The sequence below is a fragment of the Clostridium bornimense genome (assembly GCF_000577895.1).
GTDB classification, from domain to species: Bacteria; Bacillota; Clostridia; order Clostridiales; family Clostridiaceae; genus Clostridium_AN; species Clostridium_AN bornimense.
In genome coordinates this window covers 628,176-646,761 of the sequence record NZ_HG917868.1, presented here as the reverse complement: position 1 = coordinate 646,761, position 18,586 = coordinate 628,176, and the positions used below count along the sequence as shown (strand labels likewise).

General features: G+C 31.0%; 9 protein-coding genes. 1 reads left to right on the top strand and 8 read right to left on the bottom strand.

Translation table 11 applies throughout. The features are described 5' to 3' along the window. Window positions 1-194 precede the first annotated feature (194 nt). The 7 genes from CM240_RS02830 to CM240_RS02800 form a co-directional block, all read right to left on the bottom strand. The gene (locus CM240_RS02830) at window positions 195-1,139 is read right to left on the bottom strand and encodes an ROK family protein (protein WP_044036271.1); all 945 of its coding nucleotides are present in this window, start codon (window positions 1,137-1,139) and stop codon (window positions 195-197) included. Window positions 1,140-1,314: 175 nt separating this feature from the next. Beyond that, entirely contained in the window at window positions 1,315-2,316 is a 1,002-nt protein-coding gene (locus CM240_RS02825; RefSeq protein ID WP_044036269.1) for a LacI family DNA-binding transcriptional regulator, read from the bottom strand. 169 nt (window positions 2,317-2,485) lie between these two features. Then, window positions 2,486-3,955 carry a glutamate synthase subunit beta gene (locus CM240_RS02820; protein ID WP_044036267.1) on the bottom strand — a complete coding sequence of 490 codons (1,470 nt, stop codon included), beginning with the start codon at window positions 3,953-3,955 and terminating at the stop codon, window positions 2,486-2,488. Between the two features lie 14 nt (window positions 3,956-3,969). Beyond that, on the bottom strand, window positions 3,970-8,529 hold the full coding sequence (gltB, locus tag CM240_RS02815; protein WP_044036266.1) for a glutamate synthase large subunit: 4,560 nt from the start codon (window positions 8,527-8,529) through the stop codon (window positions 3,970-3,972). Window positions 8,530-9,417: 888 nt separating this feature from the next. After that, window positions 9,418-11,178 (bottom strand): pyruvate kinase, encoded by a 1,761-nt coding sequence (pyk, locus tag CM240_RS02810; protein WP_044036264.1) that lies wholly within the window; start codon window positions 11,176-11,178, stop codon window positions 9,418-9,420. A gap of 108 nt (window positions 11,179-11,286) precedes the next feature. Beyond that, a complete protein-coding gene (pfkA, locus tag CM240_RS02805) occupies window positions 11,287-12,246 on the bottom strand; it encodes a 6-phosphofructokinase (RefSeq protein ID WP_044036262.1) in 960 nt (319 codons plus the stop codon). Between the two features lie 639 nt (window positions 12,247-12,885). Then, window positions 12,886-16,359 carry a DNA polymerase III subunit alpha gene (locus tag CM240_RS02800; RefSeq protein WP_044039685.1) on the bottom strand — a complete coding sequence of 1,158 codons (3,474 nt, stop codon included), beginning with the start codon at window positions 16,357-16,359 and terminating at the stop codon, window positions 12,886-12,888. Window positions 16,360-16,500: 141 nt separating this feature from the next. On the opposite strand from CM240_RS02800, the gene CM240_RS02795 reads away from it, so the two are divergent. Next, window positions 16,501-17,691, top strand: a complete 1,191-nt coding sequence (locus CM240_RS02795; protein WP_044036261.1) for a hypothetical protein — start codon at window positions 16,501-16,503, stop codon at window positions 17,689-17,691. Window positions 17,692-18,140: 449 nt separating this feature from the next. Here CM240_RS02795 and CM240_RS02790 read toward each other — a convergent pair whose 3' ends face one another. Continuing rightward, the gene (locus CM240_RS02790) at window positions 18,141-18,581 is read right to left on the bottom strand and encodes a hypothetical protein (protein WP_044036260.1); all 441 of its coding nucleotides are present in this window, start codon (window positions 18,579-18,581) and stop codon (window positions 18,141-18,143) included. Between the last annotated feature and the right edge of the window lie 5 nt (window positions 18,582-18,586).

The window sequence follows — 18,586 nt, the reverse complement described above, 5'->3', positions numbered from 1 at the left end:
ATATTATGATTGGTATATGAAAACAACCGATTGCATCTTATGGAAAAAAATTTAATAATAACATATTTTTATGCACAATCGTTTGCATACAGTATAAAAAATAAGTACAGGTTTTATCCTGTACCTATATATTACACCTTTTTGAAAACGTCGTCAACATCTTTTTACTTTTTTCTTCTTGAATTTGTATTTTTCTATTTTATTTCCATAATAGCTAATGCAGCGGCTCCTAATACTCCTGCTTTTCCCCCTAAAACCGCCTTTTCAATAACGCAATTTTCGCTTATAGCTTTTAAACATCTATTATCAACTTCTTCTTGAATTTTATCAAATACTATTTGTCCTGCGTTAGTAACACCACCACCAACTACTACTTTTTCTGGATCAAAAATGTTTACTATATTTGCTACAGCAATACCTAAATATGATAATGCTGTGTTTACTATTTCTTTAGAAACTCTATCACCTTTAGCTGCTTCTTCAAATACTTCTTTTGATGTAACTTCAGAATAATTTTTTAATGTAGTATTGGCATTACTGCTTGCAGCATCTCTACCTCTCTTCATTATAGCAGTTCCTGATCCTAAAGCTTCTGCACAACCAGCATTTCCACATCCACATCTTGGTCCATCAACCATAACTGTCATGTGACCAATTTCTAAAGCATTGGCTGTATTTCCTCTGTAAAGTTTTCCATTTAATACAGCACCGCCACCAATTCCAGTACTTGCAGTTACAAAAACCATATTTTCTGTTCCCTTACCTGCACCAAACATAAATTCACCTAAAGTAGCTACATTAGCATCATTATCTAAAAAAGTAGGTAATTTATACTTCTCCTTTAAAGGTTGTACTATATTAAAATTCTTAAATGGAAGATTAGCTGAATTTACAATAATTCCATTTTTAACATCTAATGGTCCTGGTGATCCTATACCAATAGCTTTTACATTACTTATATCAACATTCTTTAATACTGTTTCTACTGTGCCTAATATTCTATTTAATACAGCTTGTTCACCCTCTGCAGCATTTGTAGCAACAGTTTCTTCTGAAATTATATTTCCTTCTAAATCAACTACTGCAGTATAAATTTTTGTTCCACCCAAATCGATTCCAATTACATAATCCTTTGACATATCCTATCCTCCTATTACTCTCTTATCAAAAATAACTAGATTTTATACCTTAAGTATATCAACTTAAGAAATTGTTTACAAATATAATTTTTTAAAATTTGCTTATTTATAATAATTATGCTCTCTTATACTATATCTCTTTTAATATATATTATGCAAGCGATTTCCTTATTTTTTATTTAAAAGATTCTCTCTCAATAAAATTTGTAGATACGATATGATTTAATTTTGTTAAAATTTCTCCTTCTAATTTATCAATAAGTAATTTTGCTGCATAATATCCTAAATCAGAAGCATTTATATCTATTGATGACAATGGTGGATCTTGAAATTCTCCTAATGGTATATTATTAAAACCTACCAACGCAACATCTTCTATTCCTTCTTCTTTTAATGCTTTATTGACCCCAAATGCCAATAAATCATCACTAGCTACTATAGCTGTGACTTTTCTCTTTGAAAGAATTTGTTTTATAGCTATATATCCCTGTTCTTCATCAAAATTATTCATCTCACAAATAATATCATTATCTATAGCAATATCTGCATCTCTTAATGCAGCTTTATAGCCTTTCAATCTATATTTCGAAACATTCATTTGACCTTTTCCACCAATAAACCCTATGTCCCTATGCCCTTTTTCTATCAATTTATGTACTACATCATAGGTAGCAGAAAAATTATCATTGTCTACCCACATAGAATTTTTTTCATCATCTGGTCTACCAATTACTACAAAAGGAAAATCCCTCTCTTTTAAAAAATTAACTATTTTATCATCTTCAACTACTCTTAATAAAACAATTCCATCTACTAGACCACTTGTACAAAAATCCGTTAACGATTCAAATTCTTCATCACCTTTTTTACTAAAAGCATACATTATGTAGTATCCCATAGATTGAGCACATATACTCATTCCCTTCATTGCTTGCATAAAAAATGGATTTGCAAATAAGTCTTCCGCCTCACTATCTAATACGACACCTAATGTTCTTGTTTTGCTATTAGCTAAACTTCTAGCAATAGCATTAGGTCTATACTTTAATTTTTTTATAGCTTTTTGAACCCTAAGTTTTGTCTCATCACTTATCTTAGGGTTATCAGATAACACCCTAGATACAGTAGAAGGTGCCACTTCAGCTTCTTTTGCTACATCCTTTATTGTAACTTTCATAACCTCACCCCTATACATACAATTATAGTATACACCAATATGCAATCGATTTCAATATTTGTAAGTAATTACATTTTGATTTTTTACAATAACTCTAAAATCATTATATGATATGAAATAAGGTGCTACAAAATAAACTCTATTATTCTGTAGCACCCCTAATGATATATTATTTATTTAAATACTTATCTACTTCAGCAGCACAAGCTTTTCCTTCATTCATTGCCCAAACTACAAGCGATTGACCTCTTCTCATATCTCCCGCTGCAAAAACTTTATCTACGTTAGTTTTAAACTTACCGTATTCAGCCTTTACATTTGTTCTAGCATCTAGCTCTACACCGAAGGTATTTGGTAATGTATTTTCACTTCCTACGAATCCCATAGCAAGTAATACTAAATCAGCTTTCCAAGTTTTTTCTGTACCCGGAATTTCCACAGGAATCATTCTTCCTGTTTCATTCTTTTCCCATTTAACATTTACAGTAATAGCTTCTTTAACATTACCATTTTCATCACCAATAAACTCTTTAACTGTAGTTACATACTCTCTTGGATCTTTTCCGAAAACAGCTTCAAATTCTTCTTGACCATAGTCTACCTTTAAGACTCTTGGCCATTGTGGCCATGGATTACTTGCAGTTCTACCCTCTGGTAATTTATCCATAATCTCAAATTGTACAAGTGAAGCACATCCATGTCTCATTGATGTTCCAACACAGTCATTTCCTGTATCTCCTCCACCAATGACAATTACATTTTTATCTTTCGCTGAAGTATATTTACCATCTTCTAAATTAGAATCTAATAAACTCTTTGTATTTGCACTTAAGAAGTCAACAGCAAATTCAATTCCCTTAAGTTCTCTTCCTTTAACCTTAAGATCTCTTGGATTACTTGCTCCCCCTGCTAATACTACGGCATCGAACTCTTTTAATAATTCTTCACCTTTTATATCTACCCCAACTTCAGTATTGACTTTAAAGTTAATTCCTTCTTCTTTCATAAGATTAACTCTTCTATCAATAATATGCTTTTCTAACTTCATATTAGGTATACCATACATTAAAAGACCACCTATTCTATCATGTCTTTCAAATACAGTTACCTCATGACCTCTTCTATTTAAATAAACTGCTGTAGTAAGTCCTGCTGGTCCTGATCCTACAATGGCTACTTTTTTACCAGTTCTATACTTTGGAATAATAGGTTTTACCCATCCTTCCTCAAATGCTCTTTCAATAATTGAAAGCTCATTTTCTTTTATTGATATAGCTGGACCATTAATTCCACAAGTACATCCTGCTTCGCAAAGAGCCGGACATACTCTACCAGTAAACTCTGGGAAGCAACTAGTTTTCATTAATCTATCTGCTGCTTCTTTCCATAATCCTCTATATATAAGATCATTCCATTCAGGAATTAAGTTATTTAATGGACATCCTGTTGCTCCACCATTAATAATAATACCTGATTGACAAAATGGAACTCCACAATTCATACAACGAGCGCCTTGAATTTCTTGCTCCTCTTTTGAGAGAGGAGTATGAAATTCATTCCAATCCTTTATTCTTTCCTTCGGATCTTTGCTTTCAGCAACCTTACGCTCATAATCCATAAATCCGGTTGGTTTTCCCATATTCTACTCCCCCTCTATTTAGTATTTAATGCGTTGTTCTTTTCAAAAGCTGCAAGTTCTGCTTCTTCTCTTGAATAGCCTTCGCCTTCTAATTCTTTTATTGTTGTAATCATTCTATTGTAATCTCTTGGCATTACTTTAATGAACTTATTAGATAATGCGTCTAAGTTTTCTAATACTGATTTACCTTTATTAGAATTAGTATTTTCTATATGAGCTTCTAATATTGTTCTTAACTCTTCAATATCTTCACTAGATAATTGTTGTAAGTCTACCATGTCAGTATTAATCTTACCTTTATTATTACCAGTTTCATCAAGTATATATGCTATACCACCAGACATACCAGCTGCAAAGTTTCTTCCTATTTCACCAAGAACAACAACTCTACCACCAGTCATATATTCACATCCGTGATCTCCTACACCTTCCACTACTGCTATCGCACCAGAATTTCTAACAGCAAATCTTTCTCCTGCTATACCATTGATATAAACCTCACCACTAGTTGCTCCATATAATGTAACATTACCAGCAATTATATTATCTTCTGCAACAATTTTTGAGTTTCTATGAGGGTAAACAGAAATCTTACCACCACATAGTCCTTTACCAAGATAATCGTTACAATCCCCTTCAATTTCAAGTGTTATACCATTATTAACAAAGGCACCAAATGAATTTCCTCCAGCTCCATTTGCTTTTATGTGTATAGTATCTGCTGGTAAACCATCTTGTCCATATACCTTTGTAACTTCTGATGATAAAATAGTTGCGAAACTTCTGTTTATATTTTTTACATCAACTTCAAAACTAACTTTTTCACCTTTTTCAATAGCATTCTTACATCTTGGAACCAAAACTTGTAAATCAATAGTATTTTCTAAATTAATTGGTTGTGGATGTGTACATGAAATAGCTACACCTTGTGGTACTGAAGGATTGTGTAAAATCTTTTCAAGATCTACCTTCTTAGCCTTCCATCCTTTTACATCTTTCTTAACCTTTAACTTATCAGTTCTACCGATCATTTCTTCTACAGTTCTAAATCCTAATTTAGCCATGTATTCTCTTAGTTCCATAGCTATGAATGTCATAAAGTTAACTACATGATCTGGATTACCTTTGAATCTTTTTCTTAACTCTTTATTTTGAGTAGCTATACCAACTGGACAAGTATCTAAATTACATACTCTCATCATAACACAACCCATTACTACTAATGGTGCTGTTGCAAAGCCATATTCTTCTGCACCAAGTAATGCAGCAATAGCTAAGTCTCTACCAGTCATAAGCTTACCATCTGTTTCAATAACAACTCTATCTCTTAATTTATTCATTACAAGAGTTTGATGAGTTTCTGCAAGACCTAATTCCCATGGAAGCCCTGCATTAGCGATACTAGTTCTTGGAGATGCTCCTGTACCTCCATCATATCCAGAAATTAATATAACCTCTGCTCCTGCTTTAGCAACACCGGCAGCAACTGTTCCTACACCAGCTTCTGAAACAAGCTTTACAGATATTCTAGCATCTCTATTAGCATTCTTTAAGTCATATATTAATTGAGCTAAATCTTCTATTGAATAAATATCATGGTGTGGTGGTGGTGATATAAGTCCTACCCCAGTTGTAGAATGTCTAGCCTTAGCTACCCATGGATAAACCTTCTTAGCTGGTAGCTGACCACCTTCACCTGGTTTTGCACCTTGTGCCATCTTTATTTGAATTTCTTTAGCATTTACTAAATATTCAGCAGTAACACCAAATCTACCTGAAGCTACTTGCTTAATAGCTGAAGAACGTAAGTCTCCATTTGCATCTCTTACAAATCTTTCTCTTTCTTCTCCACCTTCACCGGTATTTGATTTACCACCGATTCTGTTCATAGCAATTGCTAAACATTCATGAGCTTCTTTTGAAATTGATCCATAAGACATAGCTCCTGTTTTAAATCTCTTAACGATAGATTCTACTGATTCTACTTCATCTAGTGGAATTTCTTCTCCACTATAGTCAAAATCTATTATGTTTCTAAGATTTATTACTTTTTCATCTCCAGATAACATAGCAGTATATTCTTTAAATTCTTTGTAGTCTTTATTTCTACATGAATTTTGTAACTTATGAATTGTAAGAGGATTATATAAATGTTCCTCTTTATTGCTTCTATATCCATGACTTCCTTCTGAATCTAAAGTTACTTCTACTGATAACTCATCATAAGCATTTTTATGACGTTTTAAAGTTTCTTCTGCAATTTCATTTAATCCTACACCATCAATTCTGCAGGCAGTAGATGTAAAGTATTCATCAACAACTTCTTTTGAAATACCGATAGCTTCAAATATTTGAGCACCATTGTAAGATTGAATTGTTGAAATACCCATCTTAGAAAGTATTTTAACTATACCTTTATTACATGCTTTTATGAAGTTTTTAACTCCATGTTCATAAGTGTCTTTTAGCATGCCTTTTTCAATTAAATCACTAATTGTATCAAATGCAAGATATGGATTTACTGCATTAACACCAAAACCAAGTAATGTAGCAAAATGATGAATTTCTCTTGGTTCTCCTGATTCTAATACTATAGATACAGATGTTCTCTTAGCAGTTCTAATTAAATGTTGATGTAATCCTGATGTTGCCAATAAGGCAGGAATTCCAGCATTATTTTCATCAACCATTCTATCGCTAAGTACTAATATAGTAGCACCATCTTCAATAGCTTTATCAGCTTTGGCAAATAAGTCATCTAAAGCTTTCTTTAAGTCTCCACCTTTAGCATCAAATACTATTGGAAGAACTTCAACTTTAAATCCTTGATTATCAAGATTTAACACCTTATACATTTCTTCATTTGAAATAATAGGTGATGTTAATTTTACTCTTCTACAATTTGTTTCATTAGGATTTAAAAGATTTCCTTCTGGTCCTAAGTACATTCTTGAAGATGTTACAATAACTTCTCTAATAGCATCAATTGGCGGATTTGTAACTTGCGCAAATAGTTGCTTAAAGTAGTTATAAAGTGGTTGTGGTCTATCAGAAAGAACTGCAAGTGGTGTATCTACACCCATAGCTGCTAAAGCTTCTTCACCTTTTTCACTCATTGGAAGTATTGCTGATGTTAATTCATCATAAGTATATCCAAAGTTTCTTTGAAGAATTAATCTCTTACTTTCATCGAATGATTCTTCTTTAAATCCTTCTGATGAGATATTCTCTATTTTAACAAGATTCTTCTCTAACCATTCTCCATATGGTTTTGCAGAAGCATATTGTTCTTTTAATTTTTTATCATCAACAACTTCACCTTTTACAGTATCAACAAGTAACATTCTACCTGGATGAAGTCTTTGTTTTTCTTTTATATTTTCTTCTGGTATATCTAATACACCAACTTCTGATGCAAGTATTAAGTAATCATCATTAGTTACATAATATCTTGCTGGTCTAAGACCATTTCTATCAAGAGACGCTCCCATGATATCTCCATTAGTAAATACTACCGCTGCAGGACCATCCCATGGTTCCATTAAAGTAGATTGATATTCATAAAAGTCTCTCTTTGTCTTATCCATATCCTTATTTTTACTCCAAGGTTCTGGAATAAGCATCATTACTGTTTCTGGTAAAGTTCTACCGTTCATAACTAAAAATTCTAATGTGTTATCAAACATTGCAGAATCTGAACCTTCTCTATTTATAACTGGAAGAACTTTCTTTAAATCATCTTTAAAAACATCTGATTCAAATCTATCTTCTCTAGTATGAATCCAATTTGCATTTCCTCTTATTGTATTAATTTCTCCATTATGAATCATACATCTGTTAGGATGAGCTCTTTCCCAACTTGGAAATGTATTAGTTGAGAATCTAGAGTGTACCATACCTATTGCACTTTCCATATCTTCATCTTGAAGATCTAAGAAAAATTCTTCAACTTGTGTTGATAAAAGCATACCTTTATATACTATAGTTTTACTTGAAAAGCTACATGCATAAAAAGTCTTATCTTGAAGTATTTGTGTAGCTTCTTTTTCGGCAACTCTTCTTGCAACATATAACTTGCGTTCAAACGCTTGTCCTTTTTCTATATCAGTAGGTCTTTCAACAAATCCTTGTACTATATGTGGCATTGCTTCTAAAGCAGTTTCTCCTAAATTAGAAGGATTAACTGGTACTTCTCTCCATCCCAAGAATTTTAAGCCTTCACTTTTCATGGCTTTTTCAAAGACTACTTTAGCTTCTTTTCTGTCATTTTCATCTACTGGCAGGAACATCATTGCTACAGCATAATCTCCCTCTTCACCAATATTGAATCCTAATTGTTGCTTTTTGAAAAATTTGTGTGGTAATTGAATAAGAATACCTGCACCATCTCCAGTATTCTTTTCTGCTCCAGCACCCCCTCTGTGCTCAAGCTTAACTAAAATATCTAACACATCTTTAATTATATGATGTGATTTTTTACCTTTGATATGGGCAATTGCACCTATACCACAGGCATCTTTTTCAAATAATGGGTTATATAAACCCTGTGCTTGTGGAATACTGTTAAATTTCATAACCTTCCCCCTTAATTATTATTTGGGTATTCAATGATTATTAAAGAATAGCGTTATATTTACTTTCCTACATAACTGAACCATTATATTGTTTGTGAAGTTATCTTATCACCAAACTTTCATAAAATCAATATTAATTTAATATTCATTGGTGAATTTTTATGCATATTTATCTTTTTTGCAAGGATTATCTTTGATAACTTCATATTTTTTATTTTTTTATTACTATTACTTAGAATTATTTTAACATTGAATATTTTTTTTCTTTAAGATTTACTAATGCAATATAAATTTCATTTCAATAAATAAAATTTTTATCTTATAGATAAAATTTGCATTTATATATCTTATTAACATCATTGCTATAAAAAAACGCACCTTTCGGTGCATAAAATCAGTTGCCTATCTATATTATATCAAGAAATTAATGATTTAAACATATATTTACTTAAATAATTCACAATTGTGATGGATTTGTCCCATTGACAAATGAAAATTTATTAGCAATAACTCCTTTTATTATGGCACAAGTAAGGTTAATTTTCCCTGTTGGGGAAAATATTATAGTCCTGCGGACAGCAAATACAATTCGTAATTTATATTTAAAATTTAGCATTTCATAATTACTATGCATTGAAAACTGTGAACTGAAGATATGCTACATGAAAGTGCAACTTTCATTATCTCCCCGTAATGATTTTGTATCAAATAAAATTAACTTAAGAAAACTAATCTATTTTATAACACAAACTTAATCACTTAAATTCTAAGAAATTCCGCAGGAATTTCCTTCATACCTGTGCCCTGTTTTGTGCACTGTTTTCACTATTTCTATGGCATTATAAAAGGACCATAACACTAGGTTACAGTCCTTTATATTTATAAATATTAAGCTAAGTTAGCTTTACCAGCGTAAACTACTCCTCTGTTTACATCCATTGATACGAATGTTCCAGCTTTAATAACTGTAGTAGCATCACCAGCATTAGTGATTAATGGAATGTTTCTTGATACACATTCAACAGCTAAATGAGAAGTTAATCCACCTTCTTCTGAAATGATACCAGCAACTTTGTCTAAAACTTCAACGAAGTTCTTATCTAAAGTTTTAACAACTAAAATATCATCTCTTTCGATGTTGCTTAAATCTGATGAATCTGTAACAACTTTTGCATTACCAAATCCGTGAGCATTTCCCATTCCTTTTCCTTGAACTAAAACGTCACCTACTACATGAACTTTTAACATGTTTGTAGAACCTGATAAATGAACTGGGATACCAGCTGCAACAACTACTAAATCACCGTCATTTACGCATCCAGCTTCTTTAGCTTTGTTTACTGCATCTTGAATTAATTCATCAGTAGTTTCGATCTTTTCAGAAAGAATTGGGTGTACACCGAAGTTTAATGCAAGCTTTCTAGCAACTATAGCACTTGGAGTAACAGCTATAACTGGAGCTGCTGGTCTGTATTTAGAAACCATCTTAGCAGTGTTACCAGTTTGAGTTGCAGTAATTATAGCTTTAGCATTTAATTCCATTGCTGTTGTGCAAGTAGCAAGAGATATAGCGTTAGCTACGTTAGTCATAGCAGCTTCTTTTCTCTTTTCTAAAGCAGCAACATAATCTATGTTTTCTTCTACAGCTTGACAAATTTTAGCCATAGTTTGTGCAGCAACTACTGGGTAAGAACCGTTTGCAGATTCCCCTGAAAGCATAACTGCATCTGTACCATCATATATAGCATTAGCTACGTCTGATACTTCTGCTCTTGTTGGTCTTGGATTTCTCATCATAGAATCAAGCATTTGTGTAGCAGTAATTACTGGCTTACCTGCTTTGTTACATTTTTCAATGATCATTTTTTGAACCATTGGTACATTTTGTAGTGGAATTTCAACACCCATATCTCCTCTAGCTACCATGATACCATCAGAGAATTTGATAATGTCATCGATATTATCAACACCTTCTTGGTTTTCGATCTTTGAGAATATTTGGATTTCTGATCCACCATTTTCTTCTAATACTTTTCTGATTGCTAATACGTCAGCAGCTTTTCTTATGAATGAAGCAGCTACTAAATCAACACCTTGTTCACAACCGAAAATTAAATCTGCTTTATCTTTATCAGTTAAAGCTGGTAATTTAATTGATACTCCTGGTACGTTAACACCTTTGTGAGTAGCAACTAATCCTGTATTTTGAACTTCACAAATTATTTTCTTTTCGCTTTCAACTACTTCTTTAACTGTTAATCCTACTAAACCGTCATCTATTAAGATTGTGTTTCCTGGTTTAACATCTTTGTAAAGTTCTGCATATGTAACAGAACACTTTGTGATATCTCCTTCAACTTCTTGACCACAGTAAACTGTGAAAGTTTCACCTTTTTGTAATTCTTCTTTCTTATTTACAAACTTGTGTGTTCTGATTTCTGGTCCTTTAGTATCTAACATTATTGCTATTGGCTTATTATACTTTTCTCTTAACTTTTTAACTAAGTCAAGTCTAGCTTTGTGCTCAGCATGATCTCCATGTGAGAAATTATGTCTTGAACAGCTCATACCTGCTTCAATAAGTTGTGATAGAACTTCTTCAGTTTCACTTGCTGGTCCTACAGTGAATACCATTTTTGTTTTTTGCATCTTGATACTCTCCTTAATCCTTAAATTCTTTTTTAATATTTTAGATAGTATATAGTATTATAATTATAGGAAATTAGACAAAGAGTCTAATTTCCTTTATTAACTCTTTTAATTAGATATTATCTTAGATATCGTGTATAACTCCTCATCGAAACTTCTTGGTACTTCTAACGCTTCATTAATATCCATATCGAATATTTTTCCGTTTTTCATTCCAAGAACCTTAGATGTTTTTCCTTGGCACAATAATTCTACAGCCTTATAGCCCATTCTTGATGCTAAAACCCTATCAAAAGCTGATGGACTTCCTCCTCGTTGAATATGTCCTAATTTCGTAGCTCTTGTTTCAATTCCTGTTACTTCTTCTATTTTATTTGCTAATTCATCAGTGCCACCGACACCTTCTGCCATAATAATTAAACTATGTAATTTTCCTTTCACTTTGCCTTGTAAAATATTTTTACAAATTTCTTCTTCATTATATCCTTTTTCAGGAAGAATGACAAATTCAGCTCCTCCACCTACTCCTGCATGCAATGCAATATCACCACAGTCTCTTCCCATAACTTCAACGATACTCACCCTTTCATGAGAACTTGAAGTATCTCTTAACTTGTTGATTGCATCAAGAACAGTATTTAGTGCAGTGTCAAATCCAATAGTATAATCAGTATAAGGTAAATCATTATCTATAGTTCCTGGAAGTCCTATTGTTTTTACTCCTAACTTAGATAATAATTGAGCACCTGCAAAAGTACCATTGCCACCAATGACTACAAGTCCATCTATGCCAAAAACTTTTAAAACACTAGCTGCTCTTTTTCTTCCTTCCTCTGTCTTGAATTCTTCACAACGAGCTGTTCTTAAAATAGTGCCTCCTCTATGAATTATATCTGAAACTGATTCCCTATTCATTTCAAATAACTCACCATTAATTAGGCCACTATATCCTCTATTAACGCCAAATACTTTCAAATCCTTATCTAGTGCAGTTCGAACCACCGCTCTTATAGCAGCGTTCATCCCTGGTGCATCCCCACCACTAGTCAAAATAGCAATACTTTTCATCCCAATACCCCCATTGCTTTTTGGATTCTATTCAATTTTACTTTGATATTTGATAAATTCCCCTTTCTATTGTAATAGAAATATGTAAATTATTCAATGCTTTCACGAAAGCTATTGATAAATTTCACATTATCTTAAAAATAAAATAGGAACAATAGTATTTTTATCATATTTAATTATTTTTATGTTAGTTAGAGCTATTTTTTATTTTCTATAGATTTTAACACTTATACTTGTAGAACTTATTAATATTTGCAATTCAGTGCACAGTTCACAGTGAAGGTTAATTTTCCCCTGTGGGGAAAATATTATAGTCCTGCGGACAGCTAGATGTTTCTATTTTACTATAAATGAAAAATTATGTTTCACGACAAATCTCCAACTTACATTAGCATTTTACCACCCACATTCAAGCATCCTGCGAATATAACTGACATAATTCTTCTATTACAATCTATTTAGAAAATCTAAATTTATTAAAAAACCCAGAACAAATTATGAACTGTTACTTTATACTTATACTCTAAGAAATTCTGCAAGAATTTCAACCATCACTTTGAACTGTGCACTGAGAAAGGCTCTCGCATACAAATTTTTATTTGATATTGCGACAGCCCTCTCATCATTCTTACCTATATCTTATTTTATTTTTACATTTTCTTCTCCAAAAGAGGATTTCAAAAATTCCATTGTATCTAGCTTTGAATTTACCCATAAATCACTTGGCATTTTATATGCCTTTCGATCTTCTTCAATAAATATCAAAGTAGGACAACCACCCTTCATAAATTCATTCATATATCTTAATATATTTTTAGCTTCTGTCGCCGCTCTTCTATTAGCAACTCTTATATAAACTTTTTCGTCTTCTACTTTAATAAGTGGCTCTATATTTTCACAAATAACTTTAGGGGCTTCATCTTCTCTTTTTGTTATTCTTCCTCTTATTAATACCAATGCATCTTCTTTTATATACATAGCATTCTTTTCCATTGTTTTTGGAAAAACTATAACTTCAACTTCACCATATAAATCTTGTACGTTAATAAATGCCATAATATCATTATTTTTAGTAAACTTTTTAGTTACTGATGATATTATTCCACCTATTTTTACTCTATCTCCATCTTTAATATAATTTCCACCATCTACTGTTTCTCCTTCAAGTTCTACAGATCCAACAATATCTATAGTTGTTGTATCAGTCATTTCTTCTAAAGTATCAACGTAGTCATCAAGTGGATGACCAGAAATATAAATTCCTGTCATTTCTTTTTCCATCGCTAAAATATATTTTTTCTCAAATTCTTTTATATTAGGATATGAAATCTCAAGAGATTTATAGCTTTCTTCAAAATCGGTAAATAAATTCATCTGACCTGCTATATTTCTTTTTCTATCATTAGAAGCACCATCTAATAATTTTTCATATACTGCTAATAATCTAGATCTAAATATCATAAATGAATCAAAAGCACCGGCTTTTATTAAGCTTTCTACTGCTCTTTTATTAATTTCTGATGTATCAATTTTATTTATAAAATCTCCAAAATCAGTAAAGTCCCCTTTTTCTTCTCTTGTTCTTACAATAGAAGAAATAACATTAGAACCAACATTTTTTATTGCACCTAATCCAAATCTTATTGTGTTCTCTTTTGCTGTAAACTTCCAAAAAGATTCATTTATATCTGGTGGTAAAACTTCAATACCTTGTTCTTTAGCAAATCTTATATAGAAAGCAACTTTTTCGTTATTACCCATAACAGAGTTTAGCATTGCTGCTATATATTCTGTTGGATGGTAATACATAAGATACGCTGTATAATATCCTACTAACGCATATGCTGCTGCGTGGCTCTTGTTAAATGCATAAGAGGCAAAATCCATCATTTGATCAAATATTTTATTTGCTGCTTCTTCACTAATTCCATTTCTTATACATCCTGGAACCTCAATTTCTCCATTTTCATCTACAATTCCATAAATGAAATTTTTTCTTTCCTCTTCCATAACTTTATGTTTCTTTTTTGACATGGCTCTTCTAACCATGTCAGAACGTCCCATGGAATATCCGGCAAGTTTTCTAACTATTTCCATTACCTGTTCTTGGTAAACCATTACTCCATACGTCACGTTAAGAATTGGCTCCAATTCTTTAGTTATATACTGTATTCTATTTGAATTCTTTTTACTTTCTATATAGGTAGGTATCTCTGCCATAGGACCTGGTCTATAAAGAGAAATCCCCGCTATAATATCTTCCAAAGAATCCGGTTTTAATTCTTTCATAAAGTTTGTCATTCCTGGAGATTCTAATTGGAAAACTCCCACAGTCTTCCCTTCACCTATCATTCCATAAACTCTATGGTCGTCTAAATCTATTTCATCTAGATTTATATCTATTCCTTTGTTATTTTTCACGAACTCTAAAGTATCTCTTATAACTGTTAATGTTCTAAGGCCTAAGAAATCCATTTTTAGAAGTCCAAGTTCTTCTAATGTACCCATAGTAAATTGACTTACTATAGCTTCTTCATTTTTTGTAAGGGGAACATATTCTACCAATGGCTTTGATGCTATAACAACACCTGCAGCATGAGTAGATGTATGTCTAGGTAACCCTTCTAATTTTTTTGCTATATCAATAAGATTTTTTACTCTCTCATCACTTTCATAAGCTTTTTTAAGCTCTGGATTAATTTCTAATGCTTTATCTATTGTTATTCCAAGCATAGTAGGAATCATCTTAGCTATAGCATCAACTTCTGCATAAGAATAACTCATTGCCCTTCCTACATCTCTTATACAAGCTCTTGGTGCCATAGTTCCGAAGGTTATAATCTGCGAAACACATTCCTTACCATACTTATCCACAACATAATCTATAACTTCTTGTCTTCTCTCATAGCAAAAATCAGAATCCACGTCGGGCATACTTACTCTCTCAGGATTTAAGAATCTTTCAAAAATAAGACCATACTTTATTGGATCAATTTTTGTTATTCCTAATGTATAAGCGACAATAGATCCAGCTGCAGAACCTCTCCCTGGACCAGTCATTATATTATTATCAATGGCGTACTTTATAAAATCCCAAACAATTAAAAAGTAATCTACATACCCCATTGTCTTGATAATATTAAGCTCATAATCCATTCTTTCTTTTATTTCATCTGTTATAACATCATATCTTTCAGCTAGACCTTTATAACATTGCTGAACTAAATACTCATAATGATCTGTTCCTTCTGGTAGTGGAAAGTTTGGTAACTTAGAATGATGAAATTCATAATGAAAATCACATTTTTCTGCTATTTTAACAGTGTTATCTAAAGCTTCTTCAAGATCTGGAAATAATTCTTCCATCTCTTCTCTTGAACGAATATAAAATTCTCCTTCTTTATATGTCATTCTATTTTCATCATCTACAGTTTTTCCTGTTTGAATACAAATAAGAACGTCATGTGCTTTATAATCTTCTTTTTCTATATAGTGAACATCATTAGTAGCCACTAACTCTATATTTAACTCTCTTGCTAAAGATACAATTTCACTATTTACTTTTATCTGTTCTTCCATACCATGATTTTGAACTTCTAGATAAAAATCTTCTCCAAAAATATCTCTAAGTGTTATAGCCCATTGTTTTGCCTTTTCTTTCTCATCTCTTAACAAATGCTTAGCTACCGTTCCCCCTAAACATGCAGATAGGGCTACTAATCCCTCACTATGAGCTTTTAAATACTCTACATCTACCCTAGGCTTATAATAAAATCCATTTAAAGATGCCTCTGTTACAATCTTCATAAGGTTATTATACCCTGTTTCGTTTTTTACTAATAAAACTAAATGATAAGTATCATTTCCACCTTCTAAAGATTTTATTCTATGATCTTTACCTGCTAAATATATCTCGCATCCTATTATTGCTTTTACGCCGGCTTCTTGTGCTGCTTTGTAAAATTCTACACAACCATACATAGCACCATGATCAGTTATAGCAACAGACTTCATCCCCAATTCTTTTGCCTTCTCTATTACTTTCTTAACTTTACCAGATCCATCTAATAAAGAATATTCTGTATGAAGATGGAGATGCACAAAATCTTTCATCACTAAAATCACCTCCTGTATGAATTTTAACATACTTTGCTTTTTCTTTATATAAACAGTTTTAAGAAAAATCATTTACATTTTTTGTAAATAAGAGTAAGATATATTTATGGTAATATTTTACAAATAGAAGGTGATATTATGAAATATTTAATTAAAACATTATCGTTATTTTTTATAGTGCTACTTTTACCTCTTAGCGTACAAGGTGCCACTACATATAAAAAATACACTTTTAAAGAAAATGAAAAATTTCTATTTCAATACGAAGATAAAAGTTATTTTTTAGTAAATAACTTACAATTTAAAAATTCATTATGCATCATGGATAATGGCAATTTTACTCCTATAAATACATTGCATTTTTCAAATACATCTAATTATTTAGGTATATTTGATGGAAATATACTTTTTTCATTAGAAAAGGAAATCTGGAGATTCAACCCTTCAGATAATAGCTTAAATAGAGAAGAAAATATATCAACACCATTTATACAAAAATTTGTATATGAAAATGCCTATAATCACTCCAAAATCTCTGCAAATATTTCAAAAATTTTAGATTGCTTTGATAATAATACCTTTTTATTTTCTTTCTCCGGTAAGTTAGATGATGAAAAAGTAAAAGGAATTGCTACAAATAAAGGTAATTATGTAATAATACCTGATGATTTTTCTCTTATACCATCAAACAACAATGGTTCAGTATGGATAAGTTATGATGATAACAATTATACAAAAATATTAAAACTAGATTCTAATCTTAATAAAGAAGAATTTGATATTCCATTAGATTATACAAAGTTTAAAAAAGATAATTCTGTACTTATTCAAAATAATTCACTATATATACTCTCATCAAAAAATAAAATGGATAAATTTCAATTGATAGATTATCAATTTAAAAAAGTAGATTCTATTAATATATCTAAAAATTACTCAAATAAGTTAGCTCCATTAATCCTAGGTGAAGATAATTTTATTTATACAATTATCGATAATAAAATTTTTAAAATCAATGATTCAAATATTGAACCTATATCTGATATACCTACTGAATCTAATTCATTATTTGTATATAATGATAAAAACTTTGTAGCTAGTTACTCATATAAAAATCCTAAAAATGAATTTGTTCAAAATGTTAATTTCATTTCATCACCATCTAAAAATGCGAACTTAACAAATATATCAACTACAGCAGTTATTAACGATGTTAGAATTGATTCTTCCACTGAAAACACATCAATATATTACGCTCTGACTATATTATTATTAATTTTTATTACTATCTCTCTTTTCAAATTTAATAGAAAACGTAGAGGTATCTAAAAGTTTTACAATTGCTAAAAAAAGCCCTGAAATCTTAAAGATTCCAAGACTTAAAAAAAATATGTTGTCAAATTAATTATAAAGAAGCTGCTGCATCATAATTATTATAAGGAATTATTATGGATTTCCTTAAATGATAATAATATAATTTATTCTTATCATTAATCTAAAGTTTTGTATTATTGTGAATTTATATAAGGTAAGGTACTAAAGTGTAAAATTAAATGATTATGCAACAGTCTTTCAAATTGTTCAATAGGGTTATTTATACTGAAACAGACTTTAAACCTTACTAAGTTAATAGTAAGGTTTAATTGTTAAATCTAGTTAAAATTTATGTTATATTCATGTTAATCTTTCTTTTTTTTAACCGATCTATATTTTCTATTATAATGTGTGTATTTATATACTAAATATAACTTATAGTCGTTACTGTTGCTAACTATTAATTATTTCGATGAATCATCTTCATCATCTACTCTATAAAATGTTATCTTTTGCCCTACTTCAAAATAAGTAGTTTTTTCAACAGTTACTGTGAATTTATCTTCTCGATTAAAATTCCCCATCCATGTTTCATATTCTTCCTCAGGATATAAGCCTAGTCTACCTTTTGCTTCAATTGAATAAATCCAAACTCTCTCTCCAGGTCCATTTTCAAATATAAATGGAATTTCTGTACCTTTAATATTCATAGACCCAGTAGCCTGTTGATTTTCATCAACATGAATCTTAATACTACCATCTTCTGAAACCCATTCTGTACTTGGTTGATCACAAGGACGATTTCCTTTATACCAATTTATACACACACCATATAAAACTAGAGCACAGAAGAAAATCAAACAAAATATAATATAGCAACACGCTAATTTATAAAATCTCTTCATAATTT

What these genes read in the sequence shown, in the direction of transcription:
- CM240_RS02830 (WP_044036271.1), bottom strand. Translation starts at nt 1,139, where the DNA reads ATGTCAAAGGATTATGTAATTGGAATCGATTTGGGTGGAACAAAAATT.
- CM240_RS02825 (WP_044036269.1), bottom strand. Translation starts at nt 2,316, where the DNA reads ATGAAAGTTACAATAAAGGATGTAGCAAAAGAAGCTGAAGTGGCACCT.
- CM240_RS02820 (WP_044036267.1), bottom strand. Translation starts at nt 3,955, where the DNA reads ATGGGAAAACCAACCGGATTTATGGATTATGAGCGTAAGGTTGCTGAA.
- gltB (WP_044036266.1), bottom strand. Translation starts at nt 8,529, where the DNA reads ATGAAATTTAACAGTATTCCACAAGCACAGGGTTTATATAACCCATTA.
- pyk (WP_044036264.1), bottom strand. Translation starts at nt 11,178, where the DNA reads ATGCAAAAAACAAAAATGGTATTCACTGTAGGACCAGCAAGTGAAACT.
- pfkA (WP_044036262.1), bottom strand. Translation starts at nt 12,246, where the DNA reads ATGAAAAGTATTGCTATTTTGACTAGTGGTGGGGATGCACCAGGGATG.
- CM240_RS02800 (WP_044039685.1), bottom strand. Translation starts at nt 16,359, where the DNA reads ATGAAAGATTTTGTGCATCTCCATCTTCATACAGAATATTCTTTATTA.
- CM240_RS02795 (WP_044036261.1), top strand. Translation starts at nt 16,501, where the DNA reads ATGAAATATTTAATTAAAACATTATCGTTATTTTTTATAGTGCTACTT.
- CM240_RS02790 (WP_044036260.1), bottom strand. Translation starts at nt 18,581, where the DNA reads ATGAAGAGATTTTATAAATTAGCGTGTTGCTATATTATATTTTGTTTG.